Source organism: Salimicrobium salexigens (assembly GCF_900156705.1).
Taxonomy (GTDB): domain Bacteria; phylum Bacillota; class Bacilli; order Bacillales; family Halobacillaceae; genus Salimicrobium; species Salimicrobium album.
Window position 1 is genome coordinate 19,961 of sequence record NZ_FTOK01000014.1, and the last position, 18,993, is coordinate 38,953.

The window sequence follows — 18,993 nt, forward strand, 5'->3', positions numbered from 1 at the left end:
CTTTTGAATGATTACAGTTATTATAGCATAGCAAAAACCGGAAGCTTAACGAAAGAAAAGGGCGCGCCTTTTCGGCTACGCCCTTCCTCGTTCCTCTCGTTTATCAGGAATTCTCGTTATCTTCGTCTTCATCCGGGTCTTTAAGAATATCCGGCTGCTCGTCTGTCTCTTCTTCCGGCTCCGTCGGAACTTCTTCCGGAGGAGTAACGGAAACGATTGTCGTATTCTCATCTTCAAGAAGTTCGTAGTTACGTCCTTCTTTCAGGTCGCTCACCATCAGGCTGTCGCCGATTTGAAGTTCGGATACGTCCACAGTAATCGACTCCGGAATGTCACCGGGCTTCGCACGAAGAGCTACAGCGTAAAGAGGCTGCTGCAGTACGCCGCCTTCACGTACGCCTTCAGGCTCTCCTTCCACGTTGATGGAAACTTCCACGTCTACTTCCTGCTGCATGTTGACCGCGTAGAAATCCGCGTGGATCAATTCGTCTTTGAGCGGGTCGAGCTGGTGTTCGTGAAGCATTACGTCCAGTGTATCTCCACCTTCAACATCGAGGGAAATGATTGCGTTTCTGCCGTGGTCACGAACCGTTTTAAGAAGTTCGATGCTGTTTACGGAAAGAGTTACCGGGTCTTTTTCTTTACCGTATACGACACCAGGAACCTCTCCGCGCTGACGGATTTCCTTTGTACTGGATTTCTGCAGATTATTTCTTTTCGTTGCTTTTAATTTAATAGCCAATTTCATCTACCTCCAAATATTTATCGTTATTATATACCCTCATTCACATATGGGTAAACGTATTAATCAAAAAGAATACTTACGGACTGCCGTTCATGTACACGGATAATCGCTTCACTGATCAACGGAGCAACAGAAAGCGGGTTGATTTTCTCGCTCTGTTTGTCTTCTCCCAGTGGGATCGTGTTTGTGACGACCAGTTCTTTGATTTTCGAGTCATTGATGCGTTCGATCGCCGGCCCTGAAAGTACAGGGTGAGTACAGCAGGCGTACACTTCTTTCGCTCCATTCTCGACCAGTGCGTTCGCTGCTAAAGTGATAGTACCGGCCGTGTCGATGATATCATCGATCAGAATTGCTGTCTTACCTTCAATGTTACCGACAATATTCATAACCTCTGCCACGTTTGGCAGCGGCCGGCGTTTATCGATAATGGCAATCGGGGCCCCGAGACGGTCTGCCATTTTTCTGGCGCGTGTCACCCCGCCGTGGTCAGGCGATACGACAACGATGTCGTCGAGATTCTTATTCTCGAAATACTCGGAAAGGATAGGTACTCCGATAAGGTTGTCGATCGGTATGTCGAAGAAACCCTGGATTTGCGGAGCATGAAGGTCCATCATTATGACCCGGTCCGCTCCGGAAGTCTGAAGCAGGTCTGCTACAAGTTTAGCGGTGATGGGTTCACGCGACCGGGCTTTCCTGTCCTGTCTCGCGTACCCGTAATAAGGCATGACGATATTGATCGAGTTTGCCGACGCCCGTTTCAGTGCGTCAATCATAATTAGAAGTTCCATCAGGTGCTGGTTGACCGGTGAACTTGTCGATTGCACCACGTATACGTCACAACCACGAATACTTTCATCAATGTTGATTTGAACTTCTCCATCACTGAACGTAGTTACTGTACATTTCCCGAGCTCAATACCGATATTGCTGGCAATCTCTTCTGCAAGCGCCGGGTTGGAATTCAAAGTAAAAACCTTCAGCTCCGAGTTTCGGTAATCCTTAGCCGCCATGGAACGAACCCTCCATTAATCTTTTTTCTTGGATTTCAGTTTCTGTGCGTAATTTTCTTTGTTCGTCTGCCGTGCTCTTGCAATAGACAGCGACTCTTTCGGAACATCTTTATTAATGGTTGAGCCGGCCGCTACGTACGAACCTTTCCCAACGGTAACCGGGGCGATGAGGTTCGAATTACAGCCGATAAACGCATCATCTTCGATTGTAGTCAAAAACTTATTCTTTCCGTCATAGTTGACGGTGATCGTTCCACAGCCGATATTCACCCCGCTGCCTACGTCAGCGTCCCCTATATAACTCAGGTGGGAGACTTTACTTCCTTCACCGAACGAAGCTTTCTTCACCTCAACGAAGTTACCCACTTTCACTTCATCACCGAGGTCCGATTCAGGACGAATGTGCGCAAATGGCCCTATTTTTACGCGTTTGCCCACTTTACTGTCGGACACAAAACTCTGTTTCACAACGGACCCTTCTCCGATATAGCTGCGCTCCACAGTGGAATTCGGACCGATGACCACGTCATCCTCAATGACCGTATCACCCGTAATCGTGGTACCGGGCTCAATTGTGACATCCTGACCGATAACGGCATCCGCACTGATATAAGTATTGGAAGGATCTATAATAGTCACGCCGCCGCGCATATGGTTTTCATTGATTCTTTCCCTCATAAACGCCTCTGCCCTGGACAGAGCGACACGGTCATTGACCCCGAGTGCTTCCCTCAGGTCTTCCATCTGATACGCACTTACGGATTCCCCTTCTTTTTGAAGAATCTCCATGACATCCGGCAGGTAGTATTCCCCCTGGGCATTATCATTCGAAACGCTGGAGAGTGCTTCAAAAAGCATTTCATTATCAAAACAGTACGTTCCGGTATTGATTTCCTGCACCTTCGCCTCTTCCGGTGAAGCGTCTTTCTGCTCCACGATACGTTTGACGTCGCCACGTTCATCGCGAAGGACACGACCATAACCGTGCGGGTCTTCCGCATGGGCAGTAAGTACTGTCGCTTTCGCCTGCTTCTGTTCATGGTGCGAAAGAAGAGCTTCAAGCGTATCACTCGTCAGAAGCGGTGTGTCACCGCAGACGACGACGGTCGTCCCTTTTTTACCGGAGAGGTGATCTCCGGCCTGGAGTACTGCATGACCTGTGCCGAGCTGTTCCTTCTGAATGACATACTCACTGCTGTCTCCGAGCTGTTCCTGCACAGTTTCCGCTCCGAAACCGACAACAGTAATGATCTGCGATAGTTCCAATTGATTAAGTTGATCTGTTACGTGCTGCACCATCGGCTTTCCGGCTACAGGATGAAGAACTTTGTAAAGCTTTGATTTCATCCTGGTACCCTGACCGGCTGCGAGCACTACTGCAAAACGATTGGCCATGAAGTAACCCCCATCATAGTTATCCACTATGAATATTATCTTAAATCAGAATTAATTTCAACATTACACCCGTCAGTGATTATATTTTTTAGAAATGGGTATATCAATACTATAGCAGGTGGTCGGCTCTTCTTCTTCTCCTGTCGAAAAAAATATCCCGCCCCGTTTTAGTTACGCGGCTCCGATTATTTCCGGGAAAGAAACTGCTGAGAGCTAAAAAAGAACCTGACCCGTCCCGGTCAGATTCTCTTCTGAAACATTTTTAAGAAGCGCCTGCTCCCTCATATTCCATTTGCTGAGGTGCCTCGGCTTTTTGATAAGCTTCGAGTACAGCCTCCTGTATTTTACCTCTCGTGCCGGAATTGATCGGATGAGCGATATCCCTGAATTCTCCGTCCGGTGTACGTTTGCTCGGCATCGCCACGAACAGTCCATTATTCCCGTCGATGACACGAACGTCATGTACCACGAATTCCTGATCAAACGTAATAGAAGCAATTGCTCGCATTCTTCCTTCTGTGTTTACTCGACGCAGTCTCACGTCAGTTACTTCCATTAACCATTCACCACCTTTGTTTTATAGAGCCTGTTATATTATTTCTACTCTGTCACAAAGTTTCCTGCTTTATTCAGAAAATTTTTTCTCTATTTCTAATAAAGTTTTCTTAAAGCCTTCCGAGAAGATTACCGGCTTCCACTTCAATTTCTTTCGTGCGGTCATCGGCGTGAAGAATGCGCAACAGTGATACATAGTCATCGACGACACGTTCTTCCTCTTCGTCTTCCGCTTCCGCCAGCACTCCGATACCTGCAACTTGCGCATCGAATTCTTTCAGCAGATTCTTCATACCGTTAATCGTGCCGCCTGCTTTCATAAAATCATCGATGATACATACATTGGATCCGGGACTAAGCGAACGCTTCGTCAGCACCATTGTCTGGATTTTTCTGGTGGAGCCCGACACGTAGTTAATACTTACGGTCGACCCTTCCGTAACTTTCGGGTCTCTTCTCGCGATGACCACCGGAACGTTTAAATGAGCGGCTACCGCATAAGCAAGAGGGATCCCTTTCGTTGCTACAGTCATTACCGCATCTATTTCCCGGTCGACGAACACAGAAGCGAACATTTTTCCAATGTCATTCACCGTCCGCGGGTCTCCGAGGAGATCACTCATAAACAGGTAACCTCCCGGAAGAAGGCGGCCTGTATCCGAAAGCTTCTCACAGAGTTGTTCGACAAACGGAGTCCCATAGCTCTGCGAGTAGGCCGGGATATATTTCACCCCGCCGGAAGCCCCCGCCACCGATGCCAGGTACCCCGTCCCTTCCTCCTGGAACCGTTCATCAATGATTCCGAGATCTTCACTGATCGAAGATTTGGCGGAACCGAACTTTTCCACGAAAAAGGGGAGGGAGATCAGGGTGTAAGGATGTTCAATAATGTAACGGGTCATAGAAACTAAACGTTTACTTCTTTTCATATACAGAAACTCCTCTTAAAACCGAATATTTTATTTAAATATAACAAAAATATACGGTTTTAATCAAGAGTTTCCTTCGTTCCAAGGACTCTCACCATATACACTTCATCACAAAACCCTTTCAGATGGTTACAGATCCTTCTGGCTTTTACATCCGGCTCCACCAGGGAAAACACGGTCGGACCGCTCCCGCTCATCAGGGACGTATCCGCTCCGGCCTGCAGCATATGTTCTTTCAGCTGGGCTACTTCAGGATAAAGTCGCACGGTGACCCCCTCCAGCGTATTACCTACGCTCTGGCACATCTTTTCATAATCTCCTGTCCGCAGGGCTTCCACCATGGAAGAGGTGTCCGGGTGCCCGGCCTCTTTTATGTCCAGGGCCTGATAAATGGTTTTCGTAGATACGCCGATAGGCGGTTTGGCAAGTACGACCCAGCACGGAGGAGGTGCGGGGAGCTCCTCGATTTTTTCTCCCCGACCGGTAGCGAGGGCCGTGCCCCCGTGGACGCAAAAAGAAACGTCCGATCCGATTTCTGCTCCGATTTCCGCAAGTTCACCGGGAGTTGTATCCAGGTCAAACAGCCGCGCCATCCCTCTTAATACGGCAGCTGCATCACTGCTTCCTCCTGCCAGTCCTGCAGCCACGGGAACGTGTTTCGTCAATTTGATATGGACACCGCCAGTGATGGAATAATGCTTCTTCATTTTCTTCGCTGCCAGGTAGGCAAGATTACGCTCATCATTGGGGACGTATCTGCTTTCGGCTTCCAGAACAATTTTATTCTTTTTCAGGCTGGTCAGTTCAATACGGTCGGCAAGGTCTATCGTAGTCATCACCATCTCCACTTCGTGGAAACCGTCTTTTCTTTTATGTAGCACGTCGAGCGATAAATTTATTTTCGCCGGCGCTTTCTCCATTATATACATACCAACACCCACTTAAACGTATAGTATGACCGCATTGTACCATAAAAAGACAAAACAAAAAGCAGCAAACGAAATGTTTACTGCTCTGCTACGGCAACTGATGGTTGTTCTTCGAAGTTGAGTTCCACGGTTTCGGTCAAAACATCCGCGTAACTGTAAGAGACTCTCTCGTAAGAATTCTCTTCGGGATCCAATTCCACGATAAAAACGGAAGGGTACGTATCGGAAAGCGTCCCTGTACGTTCAATCGTTTTGCGTCGACCTCCATTAGCTTTCAATGTAAGTCGGTTTCCGATCTGTTCTTCTAGCGTTTGCTTGATTTCTCCCAATGTTTTAGCCACTAGACTCCACCTCACTAAAACAAATGTATCACACACATTGGAAATAGTCAAATAAGTGATATATTATAGCAATATTCAATAAAGAATGTCAATCACAAAGAAAAGCGGAGCCATTCGCTTAGAAGTTCTAAGATAAGCAGGTACTCCGGGCTTCGGGTGCTCTGGCCCGAAACAGGGGGGCCAGCTTATCTTACGGACTTCTGAATGGCGGAGCTGGACAAAGAAAAGCGGAAACTTCCGGGTAGAAGCGCTGGCGTAAGCAGGAGGCTTACTTTACCTTATGGAAAACATCCGCCAGTTTCGCGAACTCTTCCATCGAAAGCGACTCCCCCCGGCGACCGGGGTCGATACCCGAGCCCTCCATACGTTCCCTGATCTCACTCTTTTCAAGTGACCCTTTGAAGAAACTACCGAGATTATTGATAAGCGTCTTTCTCCTCTGTTTAAAAGAGGCTCTCACTATTTCAAAGAAGAAATCTTCATCCTGCACGTTGACAGGCGGTTCCACACGCTTTTCCAGATGAAGTACAGCGGAATCCACGTTCGGCTGGGGCATGAATACAGACTTCGGCACCATCATCGGTATGCTCGCTTCCGTGTAATACTGCACAGCGATCGACAGCGAACCGTAGCTTTTTGTGCCCGGAGAGGCGGCCATCCGCTCGGCTACTTCCTTCTGAATCATTACCGTAATGCTCTGGAACGGAAGACGGTCCATCAGCAATCTCATCAGGATAGGAGTAGTGATGTAATAAGGGAGGTTCGCAACCACTCTCACTTCTTCATGATCACGGGCAAGCTCGCGAACGACCTGGTCTATATCCGCTTTCAGAATATCTTCATTGATAATTGTGGCGTTCTCGAAAGATGACAGTTCCTCCTCGAGAATAGGTACCAGCCGCTGATCGATTTCAAAAGCCGTGACAGAACCTGCATGGAGAGCCAGCTGTTCGGTCAGCGCCCCTATGCCGGGGCCAATTTCAATAGCTGCTGTATTCTCACTGATCCCGGCATGGCGGAGCATATTTTTTAAAATATTAACATCTACGAGAAAGTTCTGTCCCAGACTCTTCTTAAAGGAAAACCCGGCTTTGGCTAAAATGTCTTTCGTGCGACCTGGTGTCGCTATCGCTTTATTGTTCATCTTTCTCCTCCTGAATAATTTCTCTCATGACCTGTTCCACTTCCTCTTTAGTAATCCGGAACATATTCAAACGACGCACCAGCTGCTTCGCGTTCGTATGACCAATGTAAAGGCGTTCCCCCAGTTTTTCCCGCCGGGCACTGGCACCGGGTCCTCCGACCAGACCGTAGGGCAGAAGGTCGGCTTTCTCCAAATGGTCATCCTCTTCTTCTGTCACTTCATAAACGGCGGACAACGCTTCCCTTATATGCTCTGCCGACGCATGTTCCACTCCTATCCCTTTGTCATGTTTGGCAATAGCCGTATGCTTCGGCAGAAACGCGTGCTTGCAGCCCGGTACGTGTTCGGAGACGATATGTCGGATCCGTTTTCCCGGATAATCCGGATCCGTAAAAATGATGACCCCGCGCTTTTCGTATGCATGTCTGATTCTCTCCAGGACGTCATCACCAATCGCCGAGCCATTCGTTTCAATCGTATCGGCCACGACCGCCTGTTTGATTTTTTGTGTATCATCTTTACCTTCGACGACGATTATTTCTTTAACTTTCACCTCAGGCCCCTCCGTTCATTTGCTTCTGTAAGCATACCACGTGTGACCCCTCAGAAAAAGCACAGGCAAAATCAGCAGCTCGAACCAGTAGAGTGGGATTTACTATCCTTCCTCAAAAAGAAACTGAATACACAAAAACGCCTGTTTAGAGATAAAAACTCTATTCAGGCGTTTTGTATTATATGTCCGTTAATTTTCAGGATAAATCAAAACATTATCGACGAATATCCTGCAACGTACTGTGAACATACCACCGATACTTACTTTAATATTTTCTGTACATCCATTACTGCGCTTTAAACTCCCGGTCAAAATCCCTCGCAGGGTAAAACCGACCTGTTCGTCCTGCAATGTACCATCAACATATAATCTTTCCCCATTAAACCATGTATTCACTACCTGAATGTGGTGCCCTTCGTATGTAACTTCGAAGGTTTTCTTCATTTAAGCCTGCCCCCATCCGAAACTATAATAGAAATTTCTAACCAGAGTGGCATGATTTATTGAAAAATAACATACCAATCTATACGAAAATTGATATGTTATTAAACCTGTTATGTTGTGTTTTCTCCATTGGAAGTAAAGTAGTTACGACTGAATACCAAAAAACTTTTTCGCATTCTCCGTAGTCGTTTCCGCTACTTCCTCATAAGATAACTCTTTCAACTCCGCAATCTGTTCGGCGACCAGCTTCACCCACGCAGGTTCATTCCTTTTGCCGCGATTCGGATGAGGAGCAAGGAAAGGGGCATCCGTTTCCACGAGCAGATGTTTCATGTCTACAGCTTTTGCCACTTCTTTCGGGAGCGTAGCGTTTTTGAACGTGACCGGGCCTCCGAGAGAGATCATAAAGTTCATGTCTATCGCACGCTCCGCATATTCTACGGGACCGTTGTAACAGTGCATAATACCGCCAACATCCTCTGCATTTTCCTGCTCGAGAACTTCGATGATATCTTCTGTCGCCTCCCGGTTATGGATGATAATCGGCAGATTCACCCGTTTCGCAAGAGCAATCTGTTTTTTAAACACTTCTTTCTGTACGTCTTCCGGTGATTTATCCCAGTGATAATCAAGACCCATTTCACCGATCGCCACTACTTTCGGGTGGTCCGCAAGACTCTCAATCCATTCGAGATCTTCTTCCGTCATATCGACAGCATCCACCGGGTGCCAGCCGACAGCGGCGTAAATGTTCTCATCGCTCTCCGCTATTTCCAGAGCTTTCGGAATCGTTTTCCGGTCAAATCCGACGACTGTCATATATTCAACACCCGCTTCCCGGGCCCGGCGTATCGTTTCGTCCCGGTCTTCCTCAAACTGATCGGCGTTCAGGTGTACGTGTGTATCGAACAACATATTGTGTTTCCTCCTTCCGGATATTCATGACAAAGATTCAGGGGCAAAACAAAAAGATAACAAAAGAACAGCACGTCGCCTCCCACGGGCCCGGCCTCAACTTGTGCCGACGCCTCAGGAGTCTCCGTGCTGTTCTTCAAAAAATCCGGAAACCGGCGGGAACATCCGCTTCCCGTTATCTGTTTTATCCCGAACGTTTTCTCAGGTTACTTTGGCTCCGTTTGCCAGCGTCTGATCGACGGAAGCGAGTGACAAATTACCGGACTCGTCTTCTCCGGCAAGAATCATACCTTCCGACAGTTCTCCGCGAAGTTTCACAGGTTTCAGGTTACGAATACATATAACCTTGCGACCTTTGAGATCTTCCGGGCTGTAATATTCGGCAATCCCCGATACGACCTGGCGTTCTTCATACCCGAGATCAAGCTGAATTTTCAGCAGTTTGTTCGCCTTTTTAACAGGAACCGCTTTTTTCACTTCGGCTACACGGAAGTCGAGCTGCTGAAAGTCATCAATGGTAACTTCCGGCAAATCCTCGGGCTTTTCCGGTCCTGCCGAAGGTTTCCTCATCATATCCTTGATGATTTGAGTCTCTTCCTCCACATCCAGTCTCGGGAAAATCGGTTCCGCTTTTTGAACTTCCGTCCCTTCGCTGATGTAATTGAAATCATCAAGTGTCTTCCATTCTTTCCCGGCAGGATCTGTGAGGCCAAGCTGCTCAAACATACGCTCCGGCGTGTTCGTCATAAACGGACGAAGCATAATGCCGATATGACGCAGCGAAGCTGCCAGGTGGGCCATCACGTTACCGAGACGTTCCCTCTGATCCTCGTCTTTTGCAAGAATCCACGGAGTCGTTTCGTCGATATATTTATTCGTACGGCTTATAAATTTCCAAAGTTCACCGAGGGCCACGGAGAATTCCATCTGTTCCAGGCTCTCCTCCACGTTCGTCTTCGTCTCCATGGCCATTCGTTCAAGATCTTCCTCCAGGCCGGTCTCTCCCGGTACAAGCGCAGGGATCCGTCCGTCGAAATACTTGTTGATCATGGCGACCGTACGGTTCAGCAGGTTACCGAGGTCGTTGGCCAGATCGTAATTCGTACGCTCAACGAAAGCTTCCGGTGTAAACACTCCGTCCGACCCGAACGGCACTTCGCGGAGAAGATAGTAGCGGAGTGCATCAAGACCGTATCTGTCACTGAGCTGGACAGGGTCCACGACGTTTCCTTTGGATTTCGACATCTTTCCATCCTTCATCAGAATCCAGCCGTGCGCAAACACCTGTTTTGGAAGAGGAAGATCGAGAGCCATAAGCATGATCGGCCAATAGATCGTATGGAAACGGACGATTTCCTTACCAACCAGCTGTACATCGGCAGGCCAGTACTTGCGGAATTGCTCGTCATCATCCGTATCGTACCCAAGGGCCGTAATGTAGTTACTGAGCGCATCGATCCACACGTAAATTACGTGTTTCTCATTGCCCGGTACCCCGATACCCCAGTCGAACGTAGTACGGGAAATAGCGAGATCTTCAAGCCCCGGTTTAATGAAGTTATTGATCATTTCGTTTTTCCGGCTTTCCGGCTGGATGAATTTCGGGTTGTCTTCATAGAACTTAAGAAGGCGATCGGCATACTTGCTCATCTCAAAGAAATAGGATTCTTCTTTCACTTTCTCAACCGGAGCGCCGCAATCCGGACAGTGCGCTTCATCAAGCTGACGTTCCGTGAAGAAGGACTCACAGGAAGTACAGTACCATCCTTCGTACTCCCCGAGGTAGATATCCCCTTTTTTCATGAGGTAATCGAAAATTTTAGCTACTACCTGCTTATGCCGCTCCTCGGTAGTTCTGATGAAATCATCGTAAGAGATATCAAGTTTCTTCCATAGATCCTGAATACCGCCCACGATTTCATCCACATACTCAATCGGGCTTACTCCCTTTTCTTCGGCTTTACGCTGAATTTTCTGGCCGTGTTCATCCGTCCCGGTCAGATACATCACGTCATATCCGCGCAGTCGTTTGTAGCGGGCCATCGCATCCCCGGCTACGGTTGTATAAGCGTGTCCGATATGAAGATTGCCGCTCGGGTAATAAATCGGTGTCGTAATATAAAATGTATTTTTCTCCTCAGGCATACAGGCCCCTCCTTATGATTACGAGACTTCTTATAAATAGTCATTCCTAACTTTAAAATATACCGAAAATAGGTCCGTCCTGTCAAAAAATCGGGGTTTGTGCAGGGGGAAGACTCCCTTCTCGAAACAGGTATAGACACCCGTATACAGATATGTAAAAGTTTTTTCGTTATTTAGAACATGCTAATTGACATGATTGGCAAACTTTGGTACTATAATTCCGAACCATCGTCGAAATCAGACGACTAACTTTTGAAGTAAGGGGAGAGAAACACTATGAAATCTACTGGAATCGTCCGTAAAGTGGACGAACTGGGACGCGTCGTTATTCCTATCGAATTACGCCGTACCCTGGACATCAATGAGAAAGATGCGTTGGAAATATACGTAGACGACGACCGCATCGTTCTTAAGAAATATCAGCCATCCATGGCTTGTCAGGTCACCGGGGAAGTGGCTGATGACAACATTAAGCTTGCAGGCGGCAATCTGGTTCTCAGTAAAGAAGGCGCCGAACAGCTGGTCAAAGAAATTCAGAGCAAATTCTGATATTTCGACCTCTTTTTAAAAAAGTAAGCACTTTTACCAACAGAGAGAGAAGGTAAAAGTGCTTCTTTTTTATTCTTTAATCCTCTTCCACATGGTACGCCCGGTATACTTCACGTTTCGGCAGACCGCGCTCCACCGCTACTTTTTTGACGGCTTCTTTATCCCTCAGTCCTTCCTCCACGTAAGATCCGACGTGTTCCTCCAGAGTGAGCGAATCCCACCAGAATGATTTCTCTTCCTCTTCGCCTCCTTCGACCACGATACAGAACTCGCCTTTCAGCTCCGTTTCCTCCACCCAGGTGAGGACGTCGGAAAGATCTCCCCGCAGAAACTCTTCATACTGTTTCGTCAGTTCGCGGGCAAAAGAAACGCGACGGTCACCGAATACCTCGTATAAATCCTGCGTCATCTGTTTCAGACGGTGCGGAGATTCATAAAATACCATCGTTTCCGGAAAGTTCTTCCACGTTTCCAGTTCCTTCACTCTGTCCTTCTTTTTCCGGGGTAAAAATCCGTAGTAAAAGAAGTGTTCCGCCGGCAGTCCCGAACCGACCAGAGCGACGAGTGCCGCGTTGGCACCGGGAAGTACGACGACCGGAATATCTTCTGCCACCGCCTGATTTATGATTTCCTCCCCGGGATCGGAAATCCCCGGCATTCCGGCATCACTGACCAGCGCTACGGAAAGGCCGTCTCCGAGCCAGGCGATCAGTTCCTCCGCCCGGCTTTTCCGGTTATGTTCGTGGTAACTGATCAGTGGAGTGTCAATATCATAGTGCCGGGTCAATTTCTTCGTGTTGCGGGTATCTTCCGCTGCAATCTTATCGACCGACTGTAACGTATGCACGGCCCGGTACGTCATATCCTCCAGATTCCCGATCGGCGTGGGGACGATGTACAGCGTACCTTCCTCCTTATGTCCCCGGAAACTTTTTTGCGTCTTCATCCTTCATCCACTCCCTGTATAAGCTTTTCCTTGGCTGTGCGGGACAGTTTTTTAATTTTGTATTCTTCCCGGAGGGCCTCGCTTTTCGTCGAAAATATTTTCGTATAGACGACTTCAAAAGGAGCTCTGCCTCTCGTATACTTCGCTCCCTGTCCTGCTTCATGTTTTTTCAGACGTGCAGGCAGGTTGTTCGTGTATCCTGTATACAACGTGTCGTCCCGGCACTTGAGGACATAAACGATGTGCTCATCCATACAGCATCTGTGCCGCTTCTTGTGTGTAGCCACCGTCTTCCTCATATACATAGAGAGGGGGCAGAATGCCGAGCCCCGGCTTCCCGTCCCTTACCCCTTCGATCAGCAGCATATTCGCTTCTTTTTTCGCATTCGGATAAACGAAACGGACCCGCTTCGGTTCCAGCTTATGCTTGCGGAACGCCTCAATGATTTCGACGAAACGTTCGGGCCGGTGGACCATCGCTACTTTCCCGCCGGATTTTGCCAGTCGGGAGGATGCTTCCACCACTTCTTCAAGCGTACAGGCGACTTCGTGACGTGCGATCTTCAAATGTTCATTTTCATTCCTCATCACGCCATCCGTCGTCTTGAAGTACGGCGGATTCACGGTTACAAGATCGAATTTATCATTTTTGAAATAAGCCGGCATCTCCCTCAGATCTCCGTGGATCATGGACACCTGTTCTGCCGCTCCGTTCAGCTCTACATTCCGGACGGCCATATCATACAGCCTCTCCTGGATTTCCACGCCGGTGATCGGTACGTTGGAGTGGTTAAGGAAAAAGAGGGGCAGTACCCCGTTTCCGGTACATAAATCAAGAATCTTCCCTCTCGTCCGCGGCAGAGAGGCGAATCTCGCCAGAAAAGCGGCATCCAGAGAGAATGCGAATACGCTCGGGCTCTGTATAATTCTTCTGTTTTCTTCTGCAAGCAGATAATCTATTCTTTCGTCTTCGTATAAGTGAACCACGTTCCCGTTTCCTCCCGCCTGGTATGAATAAAGAAAAGAGGACCCCCCTGCACCCAGGGGAGTCCCGAAATAACTAACTGCGGTTTAAGAAAGAGAGACAGAACAGACAATCTTCGTCTCTTGGGCTTCCGAAATGCAGATTACATATGTGAAAGCCTTCTTCGTAAAGACGGGCTAAATTGTCGTAGCCTTCTCCGACTACGGGCCGGACAGGCACACCGCCTCCCTCTGCCGCTTCTCTTTCGGCATTTTCCCGATCGAGACGCTGCCGCAGATGATGGTTTTCGATAGAGAGATGCTGGTTCTCTTCAATCAGCATAGCCAGCTGCTCCTTCAGGTCCCCAAGCTGTTGGTGAAGATCCCCGATCTGTGATTCCAAATGAGTGAACTTTTCAATCACATTTTTCTTATTCAGTGTCCCTCTCTCCTTGCTACTCTGCACCATTTGTTTCAAGCACTCCTTCATCTATCAGTTCCTGAAGGGAGTACTCCAAAGCATTTTCCTGATCTTTGAACTCAATCTGTACAACACGCTCAAGCATATTCAGCCCTACGACCTTCCCGTCGCCGAGAGACGTGGAAATACGTTCTCCGAGGTCCGGCAAGACGCGTTTCGCCTCTTCGTAGTCGTCGTTTTCGTATTTCAGACAGCACATCAGACGCCCGCAGAGACCGGAAATTTTAGCCGGATTCAGGGAGAGGTTCTGGTCTTTCGCCATTTTTATGGAAACGGGCTCGAAGTCCCCGAGAAACGTGGAACAGCACAGCATACGACCGCATGGGCCGATGCCTCCGAGCATTTTCGCTTCATCTCTTACTCCGATTTGACGCAGTTCGATGCGCGTACGGAAAACGGAGGCGAGGTCTTTGACGAGATTTCGAAAATCCACCCGTCCATCCGCTGTAAAATAAAAGATCACTTTATTGCGATCAAATGTATATTCAACTTCCACCAGATTCATATCCAGCTTATGTTCCTTAATCTTCTTCTCACATGTATCATAGGCTTCCTGTGCTTGGACTTTATTCTCCTGGACAGTGAGCTTATCCTTCTCGTCAGCTTCCCGGATGACTTGTTTTAACGGAAGAACTACATCTTCTTCGTCTACCGTGCGGTTGGAGATGGCGACTTTCGCAAACTCAATGCCTCTCACCGTTTCGACAATGACGTAATCACTCGTCGTCAACTTCAAGTTACCAGGAGCGAAAAAATAAACTTTTCCTGCCTGCTTAAAGCGCACACCTACTACTTCGACCATTACGGATCAACACCTTTGCAATTGAAGTGTAAGTTGTTCCATCACGAGTGTGGGGTGAACGTTCTGGTGTATGTGACGTTTCGCCTCCATAATTCCGGACATACAGGAGGTGACTTGTGCACGGGACCACCGCATCATCGCCTGTTCTCTCTTCTCCTGTTCCTGAATGAATACGACAGCTTCTTCACGAGCGAGGTGTTCGTGAAGAATGTCCTTATACCATAGCATGAGGACGTCCAGACCGCGCTGAAGCGTATCCTTTTCGGAAAAATGAGGCATCCACTGATGATTGACAAACAATAGTGCTTCATTCGGTTTCGATTGAAGTACTTCCGTCAATTGTATCACTAATTTTCGAGCATTGGCAAACCAGTCTCCCTCAAGCATTTCCTTCGCTTCTTCCGCGTTATTCGTCAGTTCGCTCAAAAGGAAAGCGTTTGACTTCGAAATGCCATCCTCCATCAGATAATTCCTCATTCTTTCATGATTCAGAGGCTGGAAGGCGATCTGCTGACACCTCGAACGGATGGTCTGCAAAATCGCTTCACTGTTTTCCGTCAGGAGAATCGCCGTAGTATCCCTTCCCGGTTCTTCCAGGAATTTCAGCAGACGATTCGAAGCGTTGACCGTCATTAAATCGGCGGACTCCACAACGTAGATTTTTCGATCGGATTCAAGCCCTGTATACGTGAATTCTTTCTGCAGTTCGAGAATCTGTTCTTTTTTGATCGAGGCTCCGTCCGGTATGATCCAGTGCAGGTCGGGGTGATTCCCGGAGTCGATGCGCCGGCACTCCCGGCATTCCTGACACGGTTCTGTATCTGCGGTATACGGACAGAAAAGCGTTTTTGCCAGGAGACGGGCCGCTTCACGCTTCCCGGTCCCCCGATGGCCGTAAAAAAGATAGGCATGCGCCATTCTGTCTTTATCATAACTGTTTATAAGCATCTGTGCCGCAAGCGGCTGCGTTTCTTTCAGTTGGCTCCAACGTTCCATCTCTGTCCGCCCTTACGTATATAAATTGATTAACAGACCCTTTATTTCACCGATCAGGCCTAAAAGATCCATTTTACTGTCTTCCCGGGTCATCACGGCTTCCGTCAGTTCAGCAAGCTTCTCATCCACTTCTTCCACAATCGTCAGCTTCCGGTTCTGACCGGACCGGCTCCAGCTGTGCGAATGCTTCAGATTCATTCCGTACTGTACGGATTCTTTCACGAACTCCCTGATCATTTTTTTATATTTGGCAAGTTCCCGGAAGGAACGATCGCGGGCGAGTCTTTCTCCCTGGGCGGAGATTCCCGCCAGCAGCCGGTTCAGCTGCTCTTTCTGCAGCTGACCTGTCTCTGTACGTATCAGTGACTCGAAAGACCGGGCTTTCGCTCCCGTCCGCGCATCCTGCTTATACTGCGTTTCCATCTGAACGCGCATATCCTGACTTATTTTCATAAAAGCGCTCCCTCACTCAATTTAAAAGTGGAAAAACGATTCGACGGGAAGAACGAATACGTTAGCTCCTCCCACTTCCACCTTCACCGGTTTCGGAATGTAGGAGTCCGCGTTCCCTCCCATCGGGGAGATCGGCGCTACCATCTGATCCCGTTTTGAACAGTTCTCTTCGATGATTTCAAGCACGTGGTCCACCTGCCCGTCATCCACTCCGATCATAAGCGTCGTGTTCCCCTCTTTGAGAAATCCGCCCCGGGTAGCCAGTTTCGTAGATTTATAATCGTGTTCCGAAAGGGCGTCTGTCAGCCGGTTCATATCCTTGTCCTGTACAATCGCCATAATCAACTTCATCGTTCTGCCTCCTCATATTTTTTAGTAGAAATAAATCACTGTCTGTTCGTGTGTCGACGCAGAGCCTGACGGGCTTCTTCGGTCACTTTTTCAAGAGACTGATCGGCATCGATCCTCTCCACCCTGTCCGGGTACCTTGCGACGAGTTCGAGATAAGCTTCATATACTGTCCGATGGAACTCGATGTCTTCGAGGTCAAGCCGATTCTTCTCTCTCGTATCATTGGCATCGATTCTCGCAAGCCCGCGTTCCGGGGTGATATCAAAAAACAGGGTGACATCCGGCATCCACTCTTCTATGGCGAATTCATTGATTGCCATTACTTCGGAAATGCCGAGCCCGCGTCCTACCCCCTGATATACGAGACTTGAATCGACGAAACGGTCACAAAGGACGATTTTACCTTCTTTCAGGGCAGGAATCACTTTTTCCGTCAGATGCTGACGCCTGGCAGCGGCATAAAGAAGCGCCTCTGTCTTTGCATCCATTTCCCTGTGGACGGGATCGAGGATGACATCACGTATTTTTTCGGATATCCGGATCCCTCCCGGCTCTCTCGTTGCGAGCACGTCATACCCCTGATTTTCGAACTCTTCGTGAAGAAGCTTGAGGACCGTCGTTTTTCCGGCTCCTTCGCCTCCTTCAAATGTAATGAACATACCTAGTCACGACCATTCTTCCTGAAATATAGTTACTGCTTTTTCTATGTTTTCATTTTGAAATACTGCTCTATTCTCTATGAGCGTGCGAATGTGTTCCACCTGCTCCTGCCTGATCCTCTCTCCTTTAAGGATAAGAGGAATGCCCGGCGGATAGGGGATGACCGCTTCAGCAGCTATGTGCCCCGTTGCTTTTTCGAGTGGAAGAGAGACCTGATGCAGATCTTCCATCTCTTCATACTGTACATCGAGCTGTTGAACCGGGGGAAAAGATATATTGTTATCTATTATTTTATCATGCTTTTCCCGTTTTTGTAATAAGCGTGCCACTTCATAAAAGGCCGCCTTATCATTTTCCCAGCTTTCCGGACGTTCCAGCCCAAATGTCAGAAGCACCCCGGTATTCGTGGCCATCTCCGCATATATTCCCTGCTCTTCAAGCATGGAAGCGAGGGTGAACCCGTCCACTCTGCTCGGCTTCAACTCCACTTTCAGGGGATCATCCTGTGGCGACGCAGGCAGAACCTCCCATTCGCCGCAGCAGGCGTCCAGCTCTTCCCTTACTTCATCGAGAAATGTTAACAGCCCGTTCTCTTCCCACATCGCCATATATCTCCGACATACATCCAGGCTTACCATAACGGGATAAGAGGGACTGCTTGACTGTACGATCTGGAGCATGTAAGTCAGACGTTCTCCCGGTACAAGCGACCCCTGGGTATGTAAATAAGCTCCCATAGTCATTGCGGGAGCCATTTTATGAGCAGACTGCACCACTATGTCCGCACCCGCTGCAAGCGCAGTATCAGGAAAGTTACGGTGAAGAGAGAAGTGTACGCCATGAGCCTCGTCTACGAGCACCGGCTTTCCCGCTTCATGTACGAGTGAGGTTATCGCTGGAAGATTGAACGTGTGACCGAAATAATCCGGATACGTAACAATGACCGCCGCCGCCTCCGGAAATTGACGCAACCCTTCCCGCACTCTTTCTGGTGTCAGGCTACTGAACTTTCCGGTTCTCGCGTCCCATTCCGGAGCCAAAAACACGGGCTTGGCCCCAGCCAGTTCTATACCGTGGAGTATGGATTTATGCGCGTTCCTCTGTACAAGAACGAAGCTTCCTCTCCGGCATACCGCAAGAATCATAGCCAGATTTCCCGAAGTACTTCCATTCACGAGAAAGCGGGTCTTTTCACTTTTAAAATAAAGACGAGCCAGTTCTTCTGCTTCCTTGATCGCTCCGCGTGGGGAGTGGAGATCATCAAGACCCGGAATTTCTGTCGCATCCATTTCCAGCACCTCACGGAAGACTCCCTGGGCCTCCGTATCAAAGATAGTCCCGTTTTTATGGCCAGGCACATGATAGCTTCCGGCTTTTCCTTGGCGATACTGCTTTACAGCTTCCCAAAGAGGGGCTTTTTCATATCGAGTCATTTGTGCTCTCCCTTTCTTTTCTCCATTAATCATAACAAAGAAAAAGACTGCCTTCTACACACGCAGAAAGCAGTCTCCCCTTACCTTTCCGAAGCGACGGGGTCTTACCTATACAAAAGAAGCCCAGAGGGGGTGGCCTCTGGGCTTCTGACAATGTGGCAGCGCCCTACTCTTGCGGGGGGTAACCCCGACTACCATCGGCGCGGAAGAACTTAACTTCTGTGTTCGGCATGGGAACAGGTGTGACC

Annotated in this window: 23 protein-coding genes and 1 rRNA gene; 1 reads left to right on the forward strand and 23 read right to left on the reverse strand. The window is 48.5% G+C overall.

What is annotated here, in order from left to right; translation table 11 throughout:
- Positions 1 to 103: 103 nt before the first annotated feature.
- The 12 genes from BW931_RS12445 to metG all read right to left on the reverse strand — a co-directional run bounded on the left by BW931_RS12445 (position 104) and on the right by metG (position 11,111).
- Positions 104 to 742, reverse strand: coding sequence for a 50S ribosomal protein L25/general stress protein Ctc (locus BW931_RS12445; protein WP_076572699.1), 639 nt, complete (start codon positions 740 to 742; stop codon positions 104 to 106).
- A gap of 62 nt (positions 743 to 804) precedes the next feature.
- Positions 805 to 1,761: a ribose-phosphate diphosphokinase gene (locus BW931_RS12450; protein WP_076572701.1), complete on the reverse strand. Its 957-nt coding sequence runs from the start codon at positions 1,759 to 1,761 to the stop codon at positions 805 to 807.
- A 15-nt stretch (positions 1,762 to 1,776) separates the two neighbouring features.
- The gene (glmU, locus tag BW931_RS12455) at positions 1,777 to 3,156 is read right to left on the reverse strand and encodes a bifunctional UDP-N-acetylglucosamine diphosphorylase/glucosamine-1-phosphate N-acetyltransferase GlmU (protein WP_008591376.1); all 1,380 of its coding nucleotides are present in this window, start codon (positions 3,154 to 3,156) and stop codon (positions 1,777 to 1,779) included.
- 262 nt (positions 3,157 to 3,418) lie between these two features.
- A complete protein-coding gene (gene spoVG / locus BW931_RS12460) occupies positions 3,419 to 3,712 on the reverse strand; it encodes a septation regulator SpoVG (protein WP_008591375.1) in 294 nt (97 codons plus the stop codon).
- A 109-nt stretch (positions 3,713 to 3,821) separates the two neighbouring features.
- Positions 3,822 to 4,640, reverse strand: coding sequence for a pur operon repressor (gene purR / locus BW931_RS12465; RefSeq protein WP_008591372.1), 819 nt, complete (start codon positions 4,638 to 4,640; stop codon positions 3,822 to 3,824).
- Positions 4,641 to 4,699: 59 nt separating this feature from the next.
- Positions 4,700 to 5,569, reverse strand: coding sequence for a 4-(cytidine 5'-diphospho)-2-C-methyl-D-erythritol kinase (ispE, locus tag BW931_RS12470; RefSeq protein ID WP_076572704.1), 870 nt, complete (start codon positions 5,567 to 5,569; stop codon positions 4,700 to 4,702).
- A 77-nt stretch (positions 5,570 to 5,646) separates the two neighbouring features.
- Complete coding sequence (gene veg / locus BW931_RS12475) at positions 5,647 to 5,910, reverse strand: biofilm formation stimulator Veg (protein WP_008591368.1); 264 nt, start codon at positions 5,908 to 5,910, stop codon at positions 5,647 to 5,649.
- A gap of 268 nt (positions 5,911 to 6,178) precedes the next feature.
- A complete protein-coding gene (rsmA, locus tag BW931_RS12480; protein ID WP_076572706.1) occupies positions 6,179 to 7,054 on the reverse strand; it encodes a 16S rRNA (adenine(1518)-N(6)/adenine(1519)-N(6))-dimethyltransferase RsmA in 876 nt (291 codons plus the stop codon).
- Positions 7,044 to 7,607: a ribonuclease M5 gene (gene rnmV / locus BW931_RS12485; protein ID WP_076572708.1), complete on the reverse strand. Its 564-nt coding sequence runs from the start codon at positions 7,605 to 7,607 to the stop codon at positions 7,044 to 7,046. Before rnmV ends, rsmA begins: the two co-directional genes overlap by 11 nt.
- A gap of 189 nt (positions 7,608 to 7,796) precedes the next feature.
- Complete coding sequence (locus BW931_RS12490) at positions 7,797 to 8,051, reverse strand: hypothetical protein (protein WP_008591358.1); 255 nt, start codon at positions 8,049 to 8,051, stop codon at positions 7,797 to 7,799.
- Between the two features lie 144 nt (positions 8,052 to 8,195).
- On the reverse strand, positions 8,196 to 8,966 hold the full coding sequence (locus BW931_RS12495) for a TatD family hydrolase (RefSeq protein WP_008591356.1): 771 nt from the start codon (positions 8,964 to 8,966) through the stop codon (positions 8,196 to 8,198).
- 201 nt (positions 8,967 to 9,167) lie between these two features.
- Positions 9,168 to 11,111 carry a methionine--tRNA ligase gene (gene metG, locus BW931_RS12500; RefSeq protein ID WP_076572710.1) on the reverse strand — a complete coding sequence of 648 codons (1,944 nt, stop codon included), beginning with the start codon at positions 11,109 to 11,111 and terminating at the stop codon, positions 9,168 to 9,170.
- A 276-nt stretch (positions 11,112 to 11,387) separates the two neighbouring features.
- Between metG and BW931_RS12505 the strand changes: the two genes are divergently transcribed.
- Positions 11,388 to 11,660 carry an AbrB/MazE/SpoVT family DNA-binding domain-containing protein gene (locus BW931_RS12505; protein WP_008591350.1) on the forward strand — a complete coding sequence of 91 codons (273 nt, stop codon included), beginning with the start codon at positions 11,388 to 11,390 and terminating at the stop codon, positions 11,658 to 11,660.
- A gap of 76 nt (positions 11,661 to 11,736) precedes the next feature.
- On the opposite strand, the gene rsmI is transcribed toward BW931_RS12505, so the two are convergent.
- The 11 genes from rsmI to rrf form a co-directional block, all read right to left on the reverse strand.
- Positions 11,737 to 12,606, reverse strand: coding sequence for a 16S rRNA (cytidine(1402)-2'-O)-methyltransferase (gene rsmI, locus BW931_RS12510; RefSeq protein WP_076572713.1), 870 nt, complete (start codon positions 12,604 to 12,606; stop codon positions 11,737 to 11,739).
- Positions 12,603 to 12,860: a GIY-YIG nuclease family protein gene (locus BW931_RS12515; RefSeq protein WP_076572715.1), complete on the reverse strand. Its 258-nt coding sequence runs from the start codon at positions 12,858 to 12,860 to the stop codon at positions 12,603 to 12,605. Before BW931_RS12515 ends, rsmI begins: the two co-directional genes overlap by 4 nt.
- The gene (locus BW931_RS12520; RefSeq protein ID WP_076572717.1) at positions 12,853 to 13,593 is read right to left on the reverse strand and encodes a tRNA1(Val) (adenine(37)-N6)-methyltransferase; all 741 of its coding nucleotides are present in this window, start codon (positions 13,591 to 13,593) and stop codon (positions 12,853 to 12,855) included. The genes BW931_RS12515 and BW931_RS12520 overlap by 8 nt, the downstream gene beginning before the upstream one ends.
- A 73-nt stretch (positions 13,594 to 13,666) precedes the next feature.
- Entirely contained in the window at positions 13,667 to 14,008 is a 342-nt protein-coding gene (gene yabA / locus BW931_RS12525) for a DNA replication initiation control protein YabA (protein WP_040609641.1), read from the reverse strand.
- A 16-nt stretch (positions 14,009 to 14,024) separates the two neighbouring features.
- Entirely contained in the window at positions 14,025 to 14,852 is an 828-nt protein-coding gene (locus tag BW931_RS12530; protein WP_008591339.1) for a PSP1 domain-containing protein, read from the reverse strand.
- 6 nt (positions 14,853 to 14,858) lie between these two features.
- Positions 14,859 to 15,848 carry a DNA polymerase III subunit delta' gene (holB, locus tag BW931_RS12535; RefSeq protein ID WP_076572720.1) on the reverse strand — a complete coding sequence of 330 codons (990 nt, stop codon included), beginning with the start codon at positions 15,846 to 15,848 and terminating at the stop codon, positions 14,859 to 14,861.
- A gap of 12 nt (positions 15,849 to 15,860) precedes the next feature.
- Complete coding sequence (locus BW931_RS12540; protein WP_076572722.1) at positions 15,861 to 16,301, reverse strand: YaaR family protein; 441 nt, start codon at positions 16,299 to 16,301, stop codon at positions 15,861 to 15,863.
- A 21-nt stretch (positions 16,302 to 16,322) separates the two neighbouring features.
- Positions 16,323 to 16,652, reverse strand: a complete 330-nt coding sequence (locus tag BW931_RS12545; protein ID WP_076572724.1) for a cyclic-di-AMP receptor — start codon at positions 16,650 to 16,652, stop codon at positions 16,323 to 16,325.
- 35 nt (positions 16,653 to 16,687) lie between these two features.
- Positions 16,688 to 17,311 (reverse strand): dTMP kinase, encoded by a 624-nt coding sequence (gene tmk, locus BW931_RS12550; protein WP_076572726.1) that lies wholly within the window; start codon positions 17,309 to 17,311, stop codon positions 16,688 to 16,690.
- A 6-nt stretch (positions 17,312 to 17,317) separates the two neighbouring features.
- Positions 17,318 to 18,745 carry an aminotransferase class I/II-fold pyridoxal phosphate-dependent enzyme gene (locus BW931_RS12555; protein WP_076572728.1) on the reverse strand — a complete coding sequence of 476 codons (1,428 nt, stop codon included), beginning with the start codon at positions 18,743 to 18,745 and terminating at the stop codon, positions 17,318 to 17,320.
- Positions 18,746 to 18,898: 153 nt separating this feature from the next.
- Positions 18,899 to 18,993: ribosomal RNA gene (gene rrf / locus BW931_RS12560) — 5S ribosomal RNA — on the reverse strand; the annotation flags it as partial.